The organism is Kitasatospora sp. NPDC058046, assembly GCF_042885595.1.
Taxonomy (GTDB): domain Bacteria; phylum Actinomycetota; class Actinomycetes; order Streptomycetales; family Streptomycetaceae; genus Kitasatospora.
In genome coordinates this window covers 57,532-73,235 of the sequence record NZ_JBHVRS010000008.1, presented here as the reverse complement: position 1 = coordinate 73,235, position 15,704 = coordinate 57,532, and the positions used below count along the sequence as shown (strand labels likewise).

Below are 15,704 nucleotides of genomic sequence, written 5' to 3'. Positions count from 1 at the left end.
CGCCCTGCGGCCGCTTCCGGCGGGCCGTGCCGGACCCAGGCGGACCAGGCCGGGCCCGTGACGGGGCACGGCCCCGCGCCGGGACGGGCCCGCACGCCCGTCGACCGGCGGTTCGAGGGGGCCGACCGGCGACGGGGTGCGTCGGCGGGCGGCCCGGGGGTCAGTCGGCGATCCGGTACTCCTCGAGGAGCCGGCGCCCGACGATCATCTTCTGGATCTCCGCAGTACCTTCACCGATGAGCAGCATCGGGGCCTCGCGGTAGAGGCGCTCGATCTCGTACTCCTTCGAGAAGCCGTAGCCGCCGTGGATGCGGAAGGCGTCCTCGACGACCTCCTTGCAGTACTCGGAGGCGAGGTACTTGGCCATGCCGGCCTCGAGGTCGTTGCGCTCGCCGCCGTCCTTCTTGCGGGCGGCCATGACCATCATCTGGTGGGCGGCCTCGACCTTGGTGGCCATCTCGGCGAGCTTGAACTGGATCGCCTGGTGCTCGGCGATCTTCTTGCCGAAGGTGGAGCGCTGCTGGGCGTAGGCGATGCCGAGCTCGAAGGCGCGGCGGGCGACGCCGCAGCCGCGGGCGGCGACGTTGACGCGGCCGACCTCGACGCCGTCCATCATCTGGTAGAAGCCGCGGCCCGGGACGCCGCCGAGGACGCGGTTCGCCGGGACGCGGACGTCCTGGAGGACCAGCTCGGTGGTGTCGACGCCCTTGTAGCCCATCTTCTCGATCTTGCCGGGCACGGTCAGGCCGGGAACCGAGGGGTTCGGGCCGAAACCGGCCTCCTTCTCGATCAGGAAGGTGGTCATGTTCTTGTACGGGCTGCTGCCGCCCTCGTCGGTCTTGCAGAGGACCGCGACCAGGGTGGAGGTGCCGCCGTTGGTGAGCCACATCTTCTGGCCGTTGAGGACGTAGAACTCGCCGTCCTTGACGCCCTTGGTGGAGATGGCCGAAACGTCGGAGCCGAGGCCCGGCTCGGACATCGAGAAGGCGCCGCGGATCTCGCCGGCCGCCATCCTCGGCAGGAAGTGGTCCTTCTGCTCCTGGGTGCCGTGGGCGTTGATCATGTGCGCCACGATGAAGTGGGTGTTCACGATGCCGGAGACCGACATCCAGCCGCGGGCGATCTCCTCGACCACCAGGGCGTAGGTGAGCAGCGACTCGCCGAGGCCGCCGTACTCCTCGGGGATGGTGAGGCCGAACAGGCCGAGCTGCTTCATCCCCTCGACGATGGCGGTCGGGTACTCGTCCTTGTGCTCCAGCTCGGTCGCGACCGGAATGATCTCCTTGTCGACGAAATCCCGCACGGTGGCGAGGATGTCCCGCTGGATCTCGGTGAGGCCGTCGGTCTGTGCGAGGCGTCCCATCGTGCGGCTCCGAAAGGTCTGAGGGTCTGCGGAAAAGTCGGGGAATCCCCGGGGGGGGGGATTGCGGGGGCCCTGCCGGCGTGGCTGCGGCAGCAGGGCCCCCGGGCCGGGTGGGGCGCGGCCGATGACGGCGGCCTGCCCGTCCGGGGTCTCTCGAGGGGCCCGCGGTGAAAAGCGGGCCCCTATAGAGGGGAGGGGCTCAGGAGAGCGGGGTCGGGCGGCCGGGCTGCTCGCCGCCGCGCTCCTCGGTGTACGTCACGGTCGGCACCATCACCTTGCGGCGGAAGACGCAGACGACCGTGCCGTCCTGCTTGTACCCCTTGGTCTCGACGTACACGATGCCGCGGTCGTCCTTGGACTTGGACGGCCACTTGTCGAGCACGGTGGTCTCGCCGTAGATCGTGTCGCCGTGGAAGGTCGGCGCGATGTGGCGCAGCGACTCGATCTCCAGGTTGGCGATCGCCTTGCCGGAGACGTCCGGGACGGACATGCCGAGCAGCAGCGAGTAGACGTAGTTGCCCACCACGACGTTCCTGCCGAAGTCGGTCGTCTTCCCGGCGTAGTTGGTGTCCAGGTGGAGCGGGTGGTGGTTCATGGTGAGCAGGCAGAAGAGGTGGTCGTCGTACTCGGTGACCGTCTTGCCGGGCCAGTGCTTGTAGACCGCGCCGACCTCGAACTCCTCGTAGGTGCGTCCGAACTGCATGGCTGCTCAGGCCTCCGGGATCTCGAACTTGGTGGTGCGCTGCAGGCCCGCGGCCCGGCCCTTGCCGGCGACGACCAGCGCCATCTTGCGGCTGGCCTCGTCGATCATCTCGTCGCCGAGCATCGCGGAGCCCTTGGCGCCGCCCGCCTCGGAGGTGCAGTAGTCGTACGCGTCGAGGATCAGCTCGGCGTGGTCGTAGTCCTCCTGCGAGGGCGAGTAGATCTCGTTCGCGGCGGCGACCTGGTCCGGGTGGAGCACCCACTTGCCGTCGAAGCCGAGGGCGGCCGAGCGGCGGGCGACCTCGCGGTAGCCCTCCTGGTTGCGGATCTGGAGGTAGGGGCCGTCGATCGCCTGGAGGTCGTTGGCGCGGGCGGCCATCAGGATGCGCATCAGGATGTAGTGGTAGGCGTCGGCGCCGTAGCCGGGCGGCTGCTCGCCGACCACCAGCGACTTCATGTTGATGGAGGCCATGAAGTCGGCGGGGCCGAAGATGATGGTCTCCAGCCGGGGCGAGGCCTCGGCGATGGCGTCGACGTTGATCAGGCCCTTGGCGTTCTCGATCTGCGCCTCGATGCCGATCCGGCCGACCTCGAAGCCCATGGTCTTCTCGATCTGGGTGAGCAGCAGGTCGAGCGCCTTGACCTGCTCGGCGTCCTGCACCTTCGGCAGCATGATGCAGTCGAGGTTGGGGCCGGCGCCCTCGACCACGGTGATCACGTCGCGGTAGGTCCAGTGGGTGGTCCAGTCGTTGACGCGCACGACGCGGGTCTTGCCGCCCCAGTCGCCGTTGTTGAGGGCGTCGACGATGTTGTGGCGGGCGCTCTCCTTGACCAGCGGGGCGCAGGCGTCCTCCAGGTCGAGGAAGACCTGGTCGGCCGGCAGGCCCTGGGCCTTCTCCAGGAAGCGCGGGTTGCTGCCCGGTACGGCGAGGCAGGAGCGGCGCGGGCGCAGTCGGTTGACAGCAGTCATCAGAATCGAGGGTTCCTTCCCAGTGGTCAGCTGGTCAGCTGGTCAGTTCGTGGCCGCGGTCGGTGCGGACGTCCACGGCTGGAGCTTGTTGGCCAGCCGGATCTCGTCCACGATCCGGCCGATGATGGTGGTGATGCCGAAGTCCTTCGGGGTGAACACGGCGGCGACGCCGGCGGCCTTGAGGGCCTCGCCGTCCGCTGCCGGGATGATGCCACCCACGATCACCGGGACATCCTCCACCCCGGCGCGGCGCAGCCGCCTCAGGACGTCGGGCACCAGCTCGCTGTGCGCGCCGGAGAGGATGGACAGGCCCACGCAGTGGACGTCCTCCGCGACGGCGGCGGAGACGATCTGCTCCGGGGTCAGCCGGATGCCCTGGTAGACCACCTCGAACCCGGCGTCGCGGGCCCGGACGGCGATCTGCTCGGCGCCGTTGGAGTGCCCGTCCAGGCCGGGCTTGCCGACCAGCAGGCGCAGCTTGCCGGCACCCAGCTCCGCGGCGGTCGCGGCGACCGCGGCGCGGACCTGCTCCAGCTCGCCGCCGGGCTCGGCGGCCACCGCGACGGGGGCGCCGCCGACGCCGGTGGGCGCCCGGTACTCGCCGAAGACCTCGCGCAGGGCGAAGGCCCACTCGCCGGTGGTGACGCCGGCCCGGGCGCAGGCGAGCGTGGCCGGCATCAGGTTGGCCTCGGTGGCGGCGACGGCCTTGAGCTCGGCCAGCGACGACTGGACGGCGGCCTCGTCGCGCTCGGCGCGCCAGGCCTCCAGGGCGGCGAGCACGGACTGTTCGGAGGCCGGGTCGACGACCATGATCGCGGTGTCGAGGTCGGCGGTGAGCGGGCTCGGCTCGGTGGTGTCGAAGCAGTTGACCCCGATGATCTTGTCCTCGCCGGACTCGATCCGGGCCCGGCGGGCGGCGTGCGAGGCGACCAGGTTGGACTTCAGGTAGCCGGACTCGACGGCCGGGATCACCCCGCCCATCTCCAGCACCTTGGCGATCTCCGCCTCGGCGCCGGCCAGCAGCTCCTCGGTCTTGGCCTCGATCACCTGGGAGCCGTTGAAGATGTCGCCGTACTCCAGCAGGTCCGACTCGTACGCCAGCACCTGCTGGATGCGCAGCGACCACTGCTGGTCCCAGGGCCTGGGCAGGCCGAGCGCCTCGTTCCAGGCGGGCAGCTGGACGGCCCGCGCCCGGGCGTCCTTGGAGAGGGTGACGGCCAGCATCTCCAGGACGATCCGCTGGACGTTGTTCTCCGGCTGGGCCTCGGTCAGGCCGAGCGAGTTGACCTGGACGCCGTAGCGGAAGCGGCGCTGCTTGGGGTCGGTGACGCCGTAGCGCTCCAGGGTGACCTTCTCCCACAGCCGGGCGAAGGCGCGCATCTTGCACATCTCCTCGACGAAGCGCACGCCGGCGTTCACGAAGAAGGAGATCCGGGCGACCACCTCGCCCATCCGCTCGGCCGGCACCTGGCCGGAGTCGCGCACGGCGTCGAGCACCGAGATGGCGGTGCACATCGCGTAGGCGATCTCCTGGACGGGCGTCGCCCCGGCCTCCTGCAGGTGGTAGCTGCAGATGTTGATCGGGTTCCACTTGGGGATGCTGCCGACCGTGTAGGCGATCATGTCGGTGATCAGCCGCACCGACGGGCCGGGCGGGAAGACGTGCGTCCCGCGGGACAGGTACTCCTTGACGATGTCGTTCTGGGTGGTGCCGGTGAGCGTGGCGATGTCCGCGCCCTGCTCCTCGGCGACCACCTGGTAGAGCGCCAGCAGCCACATCGCGGTGGCGTTGATCGTCATGGAGGTGTTGGTCCGTTCGAGCGGGATGCCGTCGAACAGGGTGCGCATGTCGCCGACGTGCCCGACCGGGACGCCGACCCGGCCGACCTCGCCGCGGGCGAGGACGTGGTCGGAGTCGTAGCCGGTCTGGGTCGGCAGGTCGAAGGCGACGGACAGGCCGGTCTGGCCCTTCGCCAGGTTCCGCCGGTAGAGCGCGTTGGAGTCGCTCGCGGTGGAGTGGCCGGCGTAGGTGCGCATCAGCCAGGGGCGGTCGCGCTTCCGGGGCTCGGTCATCAGATGTTCCTGAAACGGTTGATGGCGTCGAGGTGCTTGGCGCGGAACTCCGCGTCGTGCACGCCCAGGCCCTCCTCGGGGGCCAGGCAGAGCACGCCGACCTTGCCCTGGTGCCTGTTGTGGTGCACGTCCAGGGCGGCCTGGCCGGTCTCCTCCAGGGAGTAGACCTTGGAGAGGGTCGGGTGGATCTTCCCCTTGGCGATCAGGCGGTTGGCCTCGAAGGCCTCGCGGTAGTTGGCGAAGTGCGAGCCGACGATCCGCTTGAGCGACATCCACAGGTACCGGTTGTCGTACTGGTGCATGTAGCCGGAGGTGGAGGCGCAGGTGACGATGGTGCCGCCCTTGCGGGTGACGTACACCGAGGCGCCGAAGGTCTCCCGGCCCGGGTGCTCGAAGACGATGTCCACGTCCTCGCCGCCGGTGAACTCGCGGATCTTCGCGCCCAGGCGCTTCCACTCGCGCGGGTCCTGGTTGTTCTCGTCCTTCCAGAACCGGTAGCCCTCGGCGGAGCGGTCGATGATCGCCTCGGCGCCCATGGCGCGGCAGATCTCGGCCTTCTGGTCGCTGGAGACCACGCAGATCGGGGTGGCGCCGCCGGCCAGCGCGTACTGGGTGGCGTACGAGCCGAGGCCGCCGCTGGCGCCCCAGATCAGCACGTTGTCGCCCTGCTTCATGCCGGCGCCGTTGCGCGAGACCAGCTGGCGGTACGCGGTGGAGTTGACCAGGCCGGGGGAGGCGGCCTCCTCCCAGGTGAGGTGCCGGGGCTTGGGCAGCAGCTGGTTGGTCTTCACCAGGGCCAGCTGCGCCAGGCCGCCGAAGTTGGTCTCGAAGCCCCAGATGCGCTGCTCCGGGTCCATCATCGTGTCGTTGTGGCCGTCCGCGGACTCCAGCTCGACCGAGAGGCAGTGCGCGACGACCTCGTCGCCGGGCTTCCAGGCGTTGACCCCGGCGCCGGTGCGCAGCACCACGCCGGCCAGGTCGGAGCCGACCACGTGGTACGGCAGGTCGTGGCGCTTGGTCAGCGGCGACAGCCGGCCGTACCGCTCCAGGAAGCCGAAGGTGGAGACCGGCTCGAAGATCGAGCTCCAGACGGTGTTGTAGTTCACCGCGCTGGCCATGACGGCGACCAGGGCCTCGCCCGGGCCCAGCTCGGGCAGGGCGACCTCGTCGAGGTGAAGGGACTTGCGGGGGTCCTTGTCGCGGCTGGCGAGGCCCGCGAACATCTGCTCGTCGTCCTTGTGGAGCGTCACCGCCCGGTAGGACTCGGGGAGCTTGATCGCCGCGAAGTCCGCCGACGTGCTGTCGGTGCTGAGGATCGCGTCGAGGATTTCCTGCATGGCTGCCTCCGAAGGCGTACCTGTGCGAGGGTCACAGGGCGTCTGGGGGAGCCGGGAGCGGACACCGGCTTCGCTGAGGTGGGTGGTGGGCGGGTCAGACGGGGCACCCGGGGTGGACCGGGCCGTTCTGGCTCTCTGCTCCCGGGGTGTGGGAACGCCGGACGACGGCGCGCCGAGGTGGGGAGCCGCGGCGCCGCGACTGGTGAGTAACAAGGTAGTGGCACCCTGTGCCACTCGTAAAGACACCGGGTGCCAGGAATTCCAGCCGGTTCAGGGGCCGCGTGACGCGCGTTGCGCGGGCATGCGAAAGGCCCGCGCCGGCATCCCGGCGCGGGCCCTCGATACCGCTCTGACCTGCGTGAATACTGGGTCTACGACTCCCGGGCGCCACTCAGCGCGGCCCGGATGCTGTCCACCACGACGTCCAGCGGAGCGTCCGTCCGGGCGACTGTGATGAGCACCTCACCTCCAGGACTGGCACTCAGTGCGCTCTCGACCCCGGCGTCCCCCGGGGTCCCGTTGGCACCCGGTGCCACCACCGATCCCCGCCGTCTGGCACCCGGGGCACTGGAGGCCCAGAAGGTCCGCCGGATCACCTCGAAGGAGTGGTCCAGCTGCGCCTCCACGTCGCCCCGGCCGCCGGCCCGCAGCCAGCGCCGCAGCACGTGGTTGTGCGCCGCGACCACCGCCGCCGCCGAGACCTCGGCCAGCATCGAGTCGTCCTCGCCGCCGCGCTGCCAGCCGGACGGGATGGACTCGCCGGTGTCGAAACGGCCCAGCAGGTAACGGGTGAACAGCCGCTCGTAGCGGGCCACCACGGCGATCTCCCGCTCGCGCAGCGCCGGGACCTGACGGATCAGCTGGTACCGCGCCACCGACACCCCCGGGGTGGAGGCGTACATCCGCAGCACCTCCTTGATGCCGCGGCAGACCACGTCCAGCGGGTGCTCCTCCGGCTCCGCGCTGGCCAGCAGGTCGGCCACCCGCACCAGGGTGTCGTCGTGGTCCGGGAAGATCGCCTCCTCCTTGGACCGGAAGTACCGGAAGAAGGTGCGCCGGGCCACCCCGGCGGCGGCCGCGATCTGGTCGACCGTGGTCTCCTCGTAGCCCTGCGAGGCGAACAGCTCCATCGCGGCCGTGGCCAGGTCCTGGCGCATCTGCTGGCGCTGCGCCGCCGCCCGGCGGCTGCCCGGCCCGCCCTCCGGCCCGGTGCCCCCGGTCGAGGGGCTGGTCCGGTCGGCGCCGCCGTGGGGCCCGGCGGGGTGCTGCGGGGAGGTTGACTGAACCCGATCCATGTCCGGAACGCTACACGGCCCGGACGGCGCGCCCGCGGCCCTTCCCCGCCGCACCGGCACCACCGGTCCGGTCACGGCCGGGCGGGGCCAGCGGGAGGTCGCCGTCCCGGGGCTCCAGGCGGGGCGCGGGGGAGCCGCGGAGCCCGGTGGCGGCGCGGCGTGCGGTCCGGCCGGGGGCGGCTCGTACGGCAGCTCGTACGGGCCGCCCCCGGCCTGCGGGGTGGTCACCGGCGCGCGTGGTCGCGGAAGCCGCGGCCGGTCTTGCGGCCCAGGCAGCCCGCCGCGACCAGGTGCTCCAGCAGCGGCGCGGCCGCCAGACCGGGCTCGCGGAACTCCTGGTGCAGCACCCGCTCGATCGTCAGCGAGACGTCCAGGCCGACCACGTCCAGCAGCTCGAACGGGCCCATCGGGTAGCCGCAGCCCAGCTTCATCGCGGTGTCGATGTCGTCCACCGTCGCGTAGTGCTCCTGGAGCATCCGCACCGCGTCGTTCAGGTAGGGGAAGAGCAGCGCGTTGACGATGAAGCCGGCCCGGTCGCCGCACTCCACCGGGTGCTTGCGGACCTTCGCGGTCAGCTCCAGCACCGTCGCGGTGACGTCCGGCGCGGTCAGCACCGTGGAGACCACCTCGACCAGCTTCATCGCCGGGGCCGGGTTGAAGAAGTGCATGCCGATCACGTCCTGCGGCCGCGAGGTGGCGGTCGCGCAGCTGATCACCGGCAGCGAGGAGGTGGTGGTGGCGAGCACCGCGCCCGGCCGGACGATCTTGTCCAGGGTGGCGAACAGCTCGCGCTTGACCGCCAGGTCCTCGGCGACCGCCTCGACCACCAGGTCCACCTCGGCCAGCTCGGTGTACTGGCCGACCGGGGTGACCAGCGCCAGCGCGGCGTCCCGCGCCTGCGCGGACAGCCGGCCCTTGGCCACCGAGCGCTCCAGCGACCTCGCCAGCTGCGCCTTGGCCGCCTCGGCCTTCTCCTGGCTGCGGGCGGCCAGCAGCACCGGGTGCCCGGCCTTGGCGAACACCTCGGCGATGCCGGTGGCCATCGTCCCGGAGCCGCAGACGCCGACGGTGCGCACCTCCCGGCCCGGCACCTTCGGCAGGGCCGGCCCGGTCGCCGCGTCCACGGCGCGGGACGAGCCCGGCGCCTCGTAGGTGTAGAAGCCGCGGCCGGTCTTGCGGCCCAGCAGCCCGGCCGCGACCAGCTGGCCGAGGATCGGGGCGGGCGCGTGCAGGCGGTCCCGGGACTGCTCGTACATCGCCTCCAGCACGGTGCGCGCGGTGTCGACGCCGATCAGGTCGAGCAGCGCCAGCGGGCCCATCGGCAGGCCGCAGCCGAGCCGCATCGCGGCGTCGATGTCCTCCCGCGAGGCGTACTTGGACTCGAACATCGCGGCGGCCTGGTTCAGGTAGGCGAACAGCAGGCCGTTCACCACGAAGCCGGCCCGGTCGCCGGCCGCCACCGGCTCCTTGCCGAGGTCGCGGGCGAAGGCGGCGGCGTCCTCGGCGGTCCGCGGGGAGGTCAGCACCGTGCGGACCACCTCGACCAGCTTCATGCCGTGCACCGGGTTGAAGAAGTGCAGGCCGAGCACCCGCTCCGGACGGGCGGTCGCGGCGGCGATCCGGGTCACCGACAGCGCGGTGGTGCCGGTGGCGAGGACGGTGCCCTCCGGGCAGATCCGGTCCAGCTCGGCGAAGACCTCCCGCTTCAGCTCCAGCTGCTCGGGGACCTCCTCGATCACCAGGTCCGCCCCGGCGGCGGCCGCGAGCTCGTGGCCGACCGAGATCCGGGCCAGCAGCCCGGTGCGCTCCTCGGCGGTGAGCCGCTCCCGGCCGACCGCGTGCGCGGTGGCCTCCTCGATCCGGGCCAGCGCCCGGGCGGCCGAGTCCTCGGTGGCCTCGATGCCGATCACCCGGCGGCCGCTCTTGGCGACGGCCACCGCGACGCCGGCACCCATCGTGCCGAGGCCGACGACGGCGACAGTGGGGAAGGGACGCTCCATCTGTCCTGTACTCCTAGTCATGAAGGGCCCGCGCGTGCTCCGGCGGGCACGCCGCCGCGCCCGTACGCCGGGGGCGGCCGCCGCCGGAGGAGGGTCCACGCGCGAGGGCTGGGGAGATGACGGGGTGTCGGCACGCCGGGCGGGGGCCGGTCCGCTCCGGCCCGATCGCGGGTGTGCCGTGGTGCTCAGGCGCTCGAAGGTGAAGGAGACGGCCCTGATACGAGGAGGAACCCGGCCCGCCGCGGTCCGCGGCACCGGCCGGTGAAGGTGAAGGCGCACCGCGCGGGCGCCGGAGAAGCGGCGACCGCGGCCTGCCGCCGGTGCGGCTCCCGAAGCCCGGCGGTGGTGCGTGCCCGGCCACTGTAGCGAAGCTACTGGCGAGTAGGAAGGGGGCGGGGACGGAAAACCGTTCGGGGCCGCGGGCGGGCGTTCGCTAGGGTGATCGACGCGGGGGCGGCTCCGCGGCGTGCTTCCTTCTCACTCATCTGCAAAATGAACCCGAGTGCGCCCACTCTCCGCCCCCGCTTCGTCGTTCCCACGGGGGAAGAGCTGTGAAGAATCCGAGCACCACCGCGCCGCGGGCCGGTCTGGACGCCTACCTGCTGCGCCGCCACGGAACGGTCCTGGGCGAGCCCGGAGCCGTCCCCGGCGAACCCCAGCCCTGGACGGCCCAGGGGCTGGTCGTCCTGGAGGCCGACCTCGCCCGGCGCGGCTACGTGCTCACCGCACCGCTGCGGGCCGCCCTCGGCCGACTGCGCCCGCTCGACCTCGCCGCGGCCGGCACCCGGCTGCTGCGCGGCATCGACGCGATGCTCGGCGCCGACCGCAGCCACACCCCGCTGTTCCGCCGCTTCCCCGAGGGCGTGCCCTCGCACGCCCACGCCGACTACTCCGCGATCATCCGCGGCTACCTGCTCTGCCAGGCGAGCCAGGTCTGCCTGCTCTGCGAGCGGACCAGCCTGGAGGCCGGCATCGGCGCCCTCGCCCCCTGCGCCCACCTGCTGTGCGGCGACTGCTACCTGGAACTGGTCGAGGCCGGCGGCGACCACCGCTGCCCGCTCTGCCACACCCGGCTGGAGCGCAAGCGCCGGCTGTCCACCGACACCAGGGCCGCCCGCAACGCCGCCCGCGAACTGCGGTCCGGACAGCAGCTCAAGCCGCTGCGCCTGGCCGACCCCGAGGACGTGGACGCCCTCGCCGCCACCGCACTGGCCGCGCTGCTCGCCCGGCAGACCCCGCTGAGCCCGCAGGACCGCGAGGACCTCGCCCTGCTGCTCCACCACGCCCCCGCCGACCCGGCCGGCTGGCTGCCCGCCGAGATCCCCGTCCGGGAGACCCGCGCCACCGTGCTGGCCGCCCTGCTGCACCGCGACCGGGAGGCCGCCCGACCGCTGCTCGCCGCCCACCTCACCACCGCCACCGACGTCCTGCGGCTGATCTGGGCGTGGTCCGGCGCCGAACCCGACCTGCTGCCGGAGACCGCCAGCACGCTGCGCCTGCGCAACCTGCCCCGCCCGCTGCGCCGCGACCTGCTCGCCGTCCTGGACGCGTTCCCGGCCGGCACCCTCGCCGAGGACCTGCGCCGCCACCGCGAGCCCTGGCTGCGGGTCGGCGAACTGCTGCACCCGTACGAGCACCACGCCCGCTTCCCTCACGCGGCGGCCGCGTTCGCGGTCCTCCGGCAGAGCGACCTCGACCTGCACGGCCTCGGCCCGCTGCTGCGCGAGGCGCCCGCCCCGCTGCGGGTGCGCGAGACACCCGGCGGACACGGCCGGCTGACCGTGGAGACCTTCGCCGCCCGGGTCGAGCACGCCCTCGAACAGGGCGACCTGCCCGCCGCCGTCCAGCTGCTGGCCCGCCGTCCGGGCGAACTGGTGCGCCGGCTGCACCACCTGCTGCGGGTGCACGCCGCCTGGCTCCCCGGCGAACCGCTGCCCGCCGAACTCGCCGAGGCGCTGCCCGTCGCCCTGCGCGCCGTCGCCCCCGGCCCGCTGCTCGGCGCGTACGGACGGCTGCGCGCGCCGCGCGAGTACGGCGAGCGGCGGCTGTTCTTCCCGCGCGGCCGGGTCGCCTCGGCGCACGCCCGCGCCGACCGGGGCACGCCCGTCCCGGCCGGGCTCAGCGCGCCCGTCTGCGCCCTGATCGAAGCCGAACTGCTGCGCAGGGCCGGGCAGTCGGTCCAGGGCCGGGAGCGTTACGAGGTGGCCGTGCTGGACGCCGCGCTGGCCGACCTGGTGGTGCCCTTCGCCGAGCGCGCCAGCGCCAGGACCCTGGTCGCGGTGCCGCGCGGCAGCGTGCAACCCCTCCCGGAGGGGCAGCGGCTGCGGCTGTTCGTGCACTGGATGCAGCGTCCGCACCAGCGGGTGGACCTCGACCTGTCGGTCGCCTTCTACGACGAGGACTGGCAGTTCACCGGTCTGTGCGACTACACCCGGCTGGTCGCCGGGCCGCGCGCCGCCGTCCACTCCGGCGACTACACCAGCGCCCCGCCGCCGCACGGCGCCACCGAGTTCGTCGACCTCGACCTGCCCGCGCTGGGCGGGGCCGGGGCCCGGTACGCCGTGGTCGTGGTGTTCAGTTACAACGACGTCCCCTTCGAGGACCTCACCGACGCCTTCGCCGGGTTCATGGCCCTCGACCCCGCCCAGGGCGCCAAGCGGCACAGGGGGGCCTTCCGCCCGAAGGACGTCCGCCAGCGCCTCGACCTCGCCGGGGACGCCAGGATCTGCGTGCCGATGATCGTCGACCTCCGGTCCCGCGCCTACACCTGGACCGACCTCAACGTGGGCTCCGGCACCGGGTTCCACAACCTCGACCGGCACCACGCCGCGGTCGGTTCGCTGGCCGCCGACGTCCTGACCCACTTCGCGCCCGGCACCCGGGCCACCCTGTGGGACCTCGCCTGCGCCACCGCCGCGGCGGGCAGCGACGAGGTGCTGGTCCGCGACCGGACCGGCCGCGGGCTCGACGTCTACCGCCGGGGCGCGGACGAGCCGGTGAGCGCCTTCGCCGAGCGGCTGCGCGCCCGCCACGAGAGCGACCGGCGCACCGAGCGGCCGCCGGACGACACCGCCCGGCTGATCGCCGAACGCCTCGGCGGCACGCGGGCGTTCGCCGCCCTGGTGCACGCCGACGTGCCCGCTCCGGCCGAGCTGCGCGGGACGCTCTACCGGCTCTACCCGGGCCCGACCGACGCGGCCCCGGACACCCTGGAGCGGATCACCGCGGGGGAGTTGACCGCCAGGTTCGCCCCGAACGGGTGAACGGGTGAACGGGGGCGCCCGCAGGACCACCCGATAGGGGAGTTACCCGACCCCGACTGGCGGGGCAGCATGACGGCATGACCACCGGAACCGCCGCCGTCGACCCCACCGCGCCCGGGCCCGCCGAGCCGCCCGTCACCGCCGAACGGCTCGCCGCCGCCGCGGTGGCGGCCGTCGCGCTGCCACCGCGCGAGGAGCGGGCCGCCCGGGCGGCGCAGGCCGTCGACCGGCTGCGCACCGAGGCCGTCGAGGCGGTGGCCGTCACCTGGGTGGACAACGCGGGCATCACCCGGGTCAAGGCCGTGCCGCTCGGCGGCCTGCTGCACGCCGCGCAGTGGGGCGTCGGCACCGCGCCCTGCTTCGACGTCTTCCTCGCCGACGACGCGATCACCACCAGCCCGATCATCGGCGGCCCCACCGGGGACCTCAGGCTCTACCCGGACCTCGACCGGATCGTCCCGCTGGCCGCCCAGCCCGGCTGGGCCTGGGCCCCGGGGGACAGATACACCCAGGCCGGCGCCCCGCACCCCGGCTGCCAGCGGCTGTTCGCCCGCCGGGCCCGGGCGGTGGCGGCCGCGCGCGGCCTGAGCCTCAAGGCGGGCATCGAGGTCGAGTGGACGGTCGCCCTGGCCGGCGCCCCGGGGGAGGAGCCGCAGTACCCGACGCACGGTCCGGCGTACGGGATGCACCGGGTCACCGACCTCTCCGACTACCTGCGGGACGTCCTGCGCGCCCTCGACCGGCAGGGCCTGAGCGTCCTCCAGATCCACCCTGAGTACTCCCCGGGCCAGTTCGAGGTCTCGGTCGCCCCCGAGGACCCGGTCGCCGCCGCCGACACCTCCGTCCTGGTCCGGCACACCGTCCGGGCCGTCTCCGCCCGGCACGGCCTGCGGGTCTCCTTCGCCCCGGTGGTGGAGCCGGGCGGCGTCGGCAACGGCGGGCACCTGCACGTCAGCCTCTGGCGCGACGGGCGCAACCTCGGCCACGGCGGCCCCGGCCCGCACGGCCTGACGGCCGAGGCCGAGGGCTTCCTCGCCGGGGTGCTCGACGCGCTGCCCGAACTGCTGGTGCTGGGCTGCTCCAGCCCGGCCGGGTACCTGCGGCTGGTGCCGTCGCACTGGGCGGGCGCCTATCAGTGCTGGGGCCTGGAGAACCGGGAGGCCGCGCTGCGCCTGGTGACGGGCTCCACCGGGGAGCGGTCCGCCGCCGCCAACGCCGAGGTCAAGTGCTTCGACGCGAGCGCCAACCCGTACCTGGCGGTCGGCGGGGTGATCGCGGCCGGCCTCGCCGGGCTGGAGCAACGCCGCGCGCTGCCACCGGAGTTCACCGGCGATCCGGCGGCCGCCGAGCCCGGCACGGTGCCCCGGCTGCCGGCCTCCCCGGCCGAGGCGATCGCCGCGTACGAGCGCTCGGCGGTGCTGCGCGAGGCCCTCGGCGAGCCGCTCTACCAGGCGGTGCTGGCGGTGCGCCGGGCGGAGCGGGAGCAGTACGCGGCCGTCACGCCCGAGGAGTTGGTCGCGGCCACCCGCTGGCGGTACTGAGCGGTGGCCCGGCCGGAGGGGCCCGCGCTGGTCGACCACCACTGCCACAGCGTGGTGGCGGCCGAGCTCGCCGACGACGCCCTGGCCGGGCTGCTCACCGAGTCCGACCGCCCGCCCGCGCCCGGCTGTTCGCCCTTCGACAGCGCGCTGGGCCTCGCGGTGCGGCGCTGGTGCCCGCCCGTGCTCGGCCTGCCGGCGCACGCCCCGGCCGCCGACTACCTGGCCCGGCGGCGGGAGTTGGGCGCGGCCGGGGCCACCGGGCGGCTGCTGGCGGCCGCCGGGCTGGACACCTGCCTGGTGGACACCGGGCTGACGACTGCCGCGGGCCACGAGCTGCTGCCGTTGGCCGAACTCGCCGGGGCCACCGGGGCGTCGGTGCGCGAGGTGGTCCGGCTGGAGTCGGTCGCCGCGGCGGTGACGGCCGGCGCCGGGGACTGGCCGGGGGCCGTCGCGCAGGCGCTCGGGTCGGCCGCCGCCGGGGCCGTCGCGGTCAAGTCGGTGCTCGCCTACCGGCACGGGCTGGCGGCCCCCGCCGAACGCCCCGCCACCGCGGCCGTGGTGGCCGCGGCCGGCGCCCACCTGCGCGCCGGGCGGGGCCGGCTGACGGATCCGGTGCTGCTGCACCACCTGCTCTGGACGGCCGTGGACGTCTGCGCCGAGCTCGGCCTGCCGCTCCAACTCCACACCGGCTTCGGCGATCCGGACCTCACCCTGCACCGGGCCGACCCGTCGCTGCTGACGGACTTCGTGCGGGCCGCCGAGCCCAGTGGCGTCCCGCTGGTGCTGCTGCACGGCTACCCGTACCACCGGCAGGCCGCCTGGCTGGCCCAGGCCTTCCCGACGGTGTACACCGACCTCGGGTTGACGGCCTCCTACACCGGGCCGCGGGTGGCCGCGGTGCTGGGCGAGATGCTGGAGCTGGCCCCGTTCGGAAAATTGCTGTTCTCCACCGACGCCTACGGGCTGCCCGAACTCTTTCTGGTGGGGACCTGTCAGTTCCGGTACGGACTGGGCGCGGTGCTGGCGGACTGGCAGGCCGACGGCGCCTGTTCCGCGGCCGACGCCGAGCGGGTGGCGGGCCTGGTCGCGGGCGGCAACGCGCGTCGGTTGTACGCGTTGTAGCGGCGCGATCCGCGCTGGTGGCCGAGGTTCCGAGGGGT

At 73.6% G+C, this 15,704-nt stretch carries 10 protein-coding genes; 3 read left to right on the top strand and 7 right to left on the bottom strand.

The window, feature by feature from the left end:
- Positions 1–160: 160 nt before the first annotated feature.
- The 7 genes from ACFVU7_RS18235 to ACFVU7_RS18205 all read right to left on the bottom strand — a co-directional run bounded on the left by ACFVU7_RS18235 (position 161) and on the right by ACFVU7_RS18205 (position 9,740).
- On the bottom strand, positions 161–1,363 hold the full coding sequence (locus tag ACFVU7_RS18235) for an acyl-CoA dehydrogenase family protein (protein WP_074001622.1): 1,203 nt from the start codon (positions 1,361–1,363) through the stop codon (positions 161–163).
- A gap of 199 nt (positions 1,364–1,562) precedes the next feature.
- Positions 1,563–2,066, bottom strand: a complete 504-nt coding sequence (locus tag ACFVU7_RS18230; RefSeq protein ID WP_388045937.1) for a MaoC family dehydratase — start codon at positions 2,064–2,066, stop codon at positions 1,563–1,565.
- A 6-nt stretch (positions 2,067–2,072) separates the two neighbouring features.
- A complete protein-coding gene (locus ACFVU7_RS18225; protein ID WP_049655662.1) occupies positions 2,073–3,035 on the bottom strand; it encodes a CoA ester lyase in 963 nt (320 codons plus the stop codon).
- A 42-nt stretch (positions 3,036–3,077) separates the two neighbouring features.
- A complete protein-coding gene (locus tag ACFVU7_RS18220) occupies positions 3,078–5,108 on the bottom strand; it encodes a protein meaA (RefSeq protein WP_388045936.1) in 2,031 nt (676 codons plus the stop codon).
- A complete protein-coding gene (gene ccrA / locus ACFVU7_RS18215; protein ID WP_049655667.1) occupies positions 5,108–6,445 on the bottom strand; it encodes a crotonyl-CoA carboxylase/reductase in 1,338 nt (445 codons plus the stop codon). Before ccrA ends, ACFVU7_RS18220 begins: the two co-directional genes overlap by 1 nt.
- A 371-nt stretch (positions 6,446–6,816) precedes the next feature.
- Positions 6,817–7,740, bottom strand: a complete 924-nt coding sequence (locus tag ACFVU7_RS18210) for a TetR family transcriptional regulator (protein WP_380737341.1) — start codon at positions 7,738–7,740, stop codon at positions 6,817–6,819.
- 224 nt (positions 7,741–7,964) lie between these two features.
- Positions 7,965–9,740, bottom strand: a complete 1,776-nt coding sequence (locus tag ACFVU7_RS18205) for a 3-hydroxyacyl-CoA dehydrogenase family protein (protein ID WP_375873289.1) — start codon at positions 9,738–9,740, stop codon at positions 7,965–7,967.
- Positions 9,741–10,291: 551 nt separating this feature from the next.
- Here ACFVU7_RS18205 and ACFVU7_RS18200 point away from each other — a divergent pair.
- The 3 genes from ACFVU7_RS18200 (at position 10,292) to ACFVU7_RS18190 (ending at position 15,666) form a co-directional block, all read left to right on the top strand.
- Positions 10,292–13,003, top strand: a complete 2,712-nt coding sequence (locus ACFVU7_RS18200; protein WP_241852791.1) for an MXAN_6230/SCO0854 family RING domain-containing protein — start codon at positions 10,292–10,294, stop codon at positions 13,001–13,003.
- A gap of 77 nt (positions 13,004–13,080) precedes the next feature.
- A complete protein-coding gene (locus ACFVU7_RS18195; RefSeq protein ID WP_388045934.1) occupies positions 13,081–14,544 on the top strand; it encodes a glutamine synthetase in 1,464 nt (487 codons plus the stop codon).
- Positions 14,545–14,547: 3 nt separating this feature from the next.
- Positions 14,548–15,666 (top strand): amidohydrolase family protein, encoded by a 1,119-nt coding sequence (locus ACFVU7_RS18190; RefSeq protein ID WP_387825719.1) that lies wholly within the window; start codon positions 14,548–14,550, stop codon positions 15,664–15,666.
- The last annotated feature ends 38 nt before the right edge of the window (positions 15,667–15,704 follow it).

Excerpts from the sequence above, each read along its gene's own strand:
- ACFVU7_RS18235 (WP_074001622.1), bottom strand. The coding sequence starts at position 1,363 with ATGGGACGCCTCGCACAGACCGACGGCCTCACCGAGATCCAGCGGGAC.
- ACFVU7_RS18230 (WP_388045937.1), bottom strand. The coding sequence starts at position 2,066 with ATGCAGTTCGGACGCACCTACGAGGAGTTCGAGGTCGGCGCGGTCTAC.
- ACFVU7_RS18225 (WP_049655662.1), bottom strand. The coding sequence starts at position 3,035 with ATGACTGCTGTCAACCGACTGCGCCCGCGCCGCTCCTGCCTCGCCGTA.
- ACFVU7_RS18220 (WP_388045936.1), bottom strand. The coding sequence starts at position 5,108 with ATGACCGAGCCCCGGAAGCGCGACCGCCCCTGGCTGATGCGCACCTAC.
- ccrA (WP_049655667.1), bottom strand. The coding sequence starts at position 6,445 with ATGCAGGAAATCCTCGACGCGATCCTCAGCACCGACAGCACGTCGGCG.
- ACFVU7_RS18210 (WP_380737341.1), bottom strand. The coding sequence starts at position 7,740 with ATGGATCGGGTTCAGTCAACCTCCCCGCAGCACCCCGCCGGGCCCCAC.
- ACFVU7_RS18205 (WP_375873289.1), bottom strand. The coding sequence starts at position 9,740 with ATGGAGCGTCCCTTCCCCACTGTCGCCGTCGTCGGCCTCGGCACGATG.
- ACFVU7_RS18195 (WP_388045934.1), top strand. The coding sequence starts at position 13,081 with ATGACCACCGGAACCGCCGCCGTCGACCCCACCGCGCCCGGGCCCGCC.